Raw genomic sequence first — 3,739 nt, forward strand, 5'->3', positions numbered from 1 at the left:
CCCTCACCCCGCTCCGCGGGGAGCTCCCCCGCAGGGGAGCAATTAGCTCTGTAATTCCTCCACCTCTTGAGGGGGAGGTGGACCGCGCAGCGGGCCGGAGGGGGTTATCGGCGGCTCAGCAAGCCCCCTTACCCCGCTTCGCGGGGAGCTCCCCCGCAAGGGAGCTATGGCCCCCTAATTCCTCCACCTCTTGAGGGGGGGGTGGACCGCGCAGCGGGATGGAGGGGGTCTGCTGAGGCCCCGCGCAGGGCTCGAAATCCGCCGTCAACCCGGCTACCCGTTGCGGCGCACCCGAACCCCATCCCGCCCACCGGAACACCCTGATGATCAACCCCGTCGTTCACTTCGAGATCCCGGTCGCCGACATGGATCGCGCCATGGCCTTCTATGAGGCGGTGTTCGGCTATCGCCTGGATCGCCGCCAGGTCGATGGCTACGACATGGCCTTCTTCCCCCGCGCCGAGGGCCAGCCCGGCGCCAGCGGCGCCCTGGCCAAGGGTGATGTCTACGTTCCCTCGAAGACCGGCCCCATCCTCTATTTCGACGTCCCCGACATCGACCCCGTCCTCGCCCGCGCCCAGGCGCACGGCGGCGCGGTGCTCTACCCCAGGACCCACGTTGGCGAGGCCGGCTATGTCGCCGAGATCGAGGACAGCGAAGGCAACCGCATCGCCCTGAGCGCCCCGGCGGACGAAGCCCGCTGACCCACCCCGCCTGAGACTCCCCAATTCCTCCCCCTCCCGAGGGGGAGGTGGCCCGCGCAGCGGGACGGAGGGGGGTCTTCTGAACCATCGTTGCCCCCCTCACCCCGCAAGGGAGCAATGGCCCCCTAATTCCTCCACCTCTTGAGGGGGCGAGGCCCCGGGGCCGGGGGGACCAGGCCTCAGCCCCCACGCCACTACGCCCGAACCCTATCCGGAGAGTCCGGCTGGCGCGCTGCGAACCCTGACCTCTCCGCGCGCCGGCCTCTTGCAACACCAGCCAACCAAGGCTCAGATCAACCTAGGACTCTCGTTATGGCTGGATGAGAAACGGGGGTCACCTCAGCAATCAGGAGTAGCTCGATGGCAAGTCGAGATTTCGTGGCGACGACGGCTTTCCTTGGGGTGCTTGGCGCCATGAACCTGTGTGTCCCGGCCACGTTGGGCGTGGCTGTAGCGCAGCCGGTGCCCCAACCTTCCACGCCGTCTCCCAAGCTATCGGAGGCCGCCTCGAACTGGCTCACAAAGTGGAAGGCGACCGCTGCCGTTGCTCGCGCCGAACGGGAACGGGCTCAAGCAGGCCTCACTGCGATACAACGTTTGGGCCCTGCCGCGGCGCTGGACCGGCAACTCAGGGAGGGGGTCGCCGCCCTGATGCGCAGCGAAACGCCGCCGGCAGAGCGTGGACTCGTAGCGCAGGCGATGTTCGCGGAGATCAGCGTGGTCGATCGGGAGAACACTGAGATCTTGCGGAGCGCGCTCCCGCCTCAGGGATGGTTCACGGACAAGACCGTCGCTACGGATGCTTGGCTAATCGCCCAGCACTCGTTCGACCGGGAGTTGCAAAAGGTCGTCCTCAGCCGCCTCGAACCCGCTGTTCGGACCGGGGCCGTGAAAGGGCAGGAATACGCGATGCTCTATGATCGCCTGGAGATGTTCCAAGGGCGACCGCAGCGCTATGCGAGCCAGGCGCGCTGCACCGGCGGCGCATGGCGGTTCGCTGATATCGAGAGTGAAACTGAGGTTGATGCCAAGCGAGCCGAGATCGGTTGGCCGGAGACGCTAAACCAGACGAAGACGCGACTGACCATTGGTGCGCCCTGCTGAGTGACATGCAGCCTGCGGGAGCTTGGCGATGAGCGGCTTGTTCCGCCCAGAGGTCGCGGAGCAGCGCCGTAACCGACTGTCGGGTGTTCAGGACACGCGCGAAGACGGGCTTGCTGACCTTGTTCGTCGCTGGCATCGCCGGCCCTGCAGTGTCAGGCTGCAGGGCCCCGTGAGGGCCCCAGGGAGGCAGTCCGCATGAAGATCGCCATTGCAGGTTCGGAAATCATCGACCGAGGTCACGCCTATGTGCCGCAGATGCGCGCGCTCGTGGGGAACAACCTGATCGCATCGCCTGGCGCCCGGGCGGTCATCCGCCGCCGCAGCGGCGCGGAGGAGGTTCTCCTGCATCGCCGCCGTGACTTCGGCGTCTGGGCCATGACGGCGGGCTCTCCTTTGATCGGGGAGTCGATCCTCGACTGCCTGCGCCGGGAGGTCTTCGAGGAAACCGACCTGAGGGTCGCCGCCTGGCGATGCTTCGGCTTCTCCTCCGATCCGGTGCGCGAGATCGTCCGCTACCCCAATGGCGACGTGCTGCACTGTTACTCCCTGCTGTTCGAGGTCGAGCTGGAAGACGAGGCGCTGGGCGGCGTCGACATGTCCAGGATCGCCGCAGAGACCACGGCGCTGCGTTGGTTCGCCCTCAACGACCTTCCGGAAATGATCGACAACCACCGATGGAGCCTGGACAGCCACATCGGCTTCCTGAGCGACGGCGTGTTCAGGGTGAGCTAGGCCCGGGGTTGCAGCGAGGGGCCCGGCGTTCAATAGCCGGCTCTCGAATGCGTCATGCTCCGAACCGCCCTGCGCCGTATGGACTTCCGGGCCGGCGCCAGCTCCACCTGGCCCAAGTCTGCGATCCGCGCCCTCGCCATGGCGGCGTACAGGGAGTGGGCGTCCCCCCAAACCGTTTGGTTCCCCCCCGCGAATGGGCTAAGCCTCCGCCGCAATTTCCGCAGCCATCCGGGGCCTTCGCCATGACCGAGATCGTCGACATCCTCGCCCGCCAGATCCTCGACAGCCGGGGCAACCCGACGGTGGAGGTGGACGTGGTCCTGGAGGACGGGTCCCTCGGCCGGGCGGCCGTGCCCTCGGGCGCCTCCACCGGCGCGCATGAGGCTGTCGAGAAGCGTGACGGCGACAAGTCGCGCTATGGCGGCAAGGGCGTGCTGGCCGCCGTGGACGCGGTGAACGGCGAGATCTTCGACGCCCTGGCGGGCTTCGACGCCGCCGACCAGCGCCGGCTCGATGCGCGGATGATCGACCTGGACGGCACGGCCAACAAGTCGCGCCTGGGCGCCAACGCCATCCTCGGCGTCAGCCTCGCCGCCGCCCGGGCCTCGGCGACCTCGGCGGGCCAGCCCCTCTACAAGTATGTCGGCGGGGTCGGCGCCCGGGTCCTGCCCGTGCCGATGATGAACATCATCAACGGCGGCGCCCACGCGGACAACCCGATCGACATCCAGGAGTTCATGATCCTGCCCACGGGCGTGGACAGCTTCGCCGAGGCCCTGCGCATGGGCGCCGAGATCTTCGCGGCCCTGAAGTCGGGCCTGAAGGCCGCCGGCCACAACACCAATGTCGGCGACGAGGGCGGTTTCGCCCCCAACATCGCCTCCGCCGAGGAGGCCCTGGCCTTCATCGTCCGCTCGGGCGAGGCGGCGGGGTACGCCGCCGGCAAGGACTTCCACCTCGCCCTCGACGTGGCCTCCACCGAGTTCTTCCAGGACGGCGCCTACCACCTGCACGGCGAGGGCAAGCGCTTCGACCCGGCCGGCATGGTCGGCTACCTCGCGGACCTGGTGGCGAAGTTTCCCATCGTCTCCATCGAGGACGGCTGCGCCGAGGACGACTTCGACGGCTGGAAGCTCCTGACCGACCGGCTGGGCGCCAAGGTCCAGCTGGTGGGCGACGACCTGTTCGTGACCAACCCG

General features: G+C 68.0%; 4 protein-coding genes. All 4 read left to right on the forward strand.

What is annotated here, in order from left to right; translation table 11 throughout:
* Positions 1-323: 323 nt before the first annotated feature.
* Positions 324-704, forward strand: coding sequence for a VOC family protein (locus INE98_RS14035; protein WP_293539719.1), 381 nt, complete (start codon positions 324-326; stop codon positions 702-704).
* Between the two features lie 360 nt (positions 705-1,064).
* On the forward strand, positions 1,065-1,808 hold the full coding sequence (locus INE98_RS14040; RefSeq protein WP_293539720.1) for a DUF6624 domain-containing protein: 744 nt from the start codon (positions 1,065-1,067) through the stop codon (positions 1,806-1,808).
* Between the two features lie 195 nt (positions 1,809-2,003).
* Positions 2,004-2,540 (forward strand): NUDIX domain-containing protein, encoded by a 537-nt coding sequence (locus INE98_RS14045; protein ID WP_293539721.1) that lies wholly within the window; start codon positions 2,004-2,006, stop codon positions 2,538-2,540.
* Between the two features lie 242 nt (positions 2,541-2,782).
* Positions 2,783-3,739: phosphopyruvate hydratase (gene eno, locus INE98_RS14050; RefSeq protein WP_293539722.1), on the forward strand; the 957-nt coding region annotated here is incomplete at its 3' end.

Origin of the sequence: Phenylobacterium sp., assembly GCF_020253645.1 — a bacterium.
Lineage (GTDB): Bacteria > Pseudomonadota > Alphaproteobacteria > Caulobacterales > Caulobacteraceae > Phenylobacterium.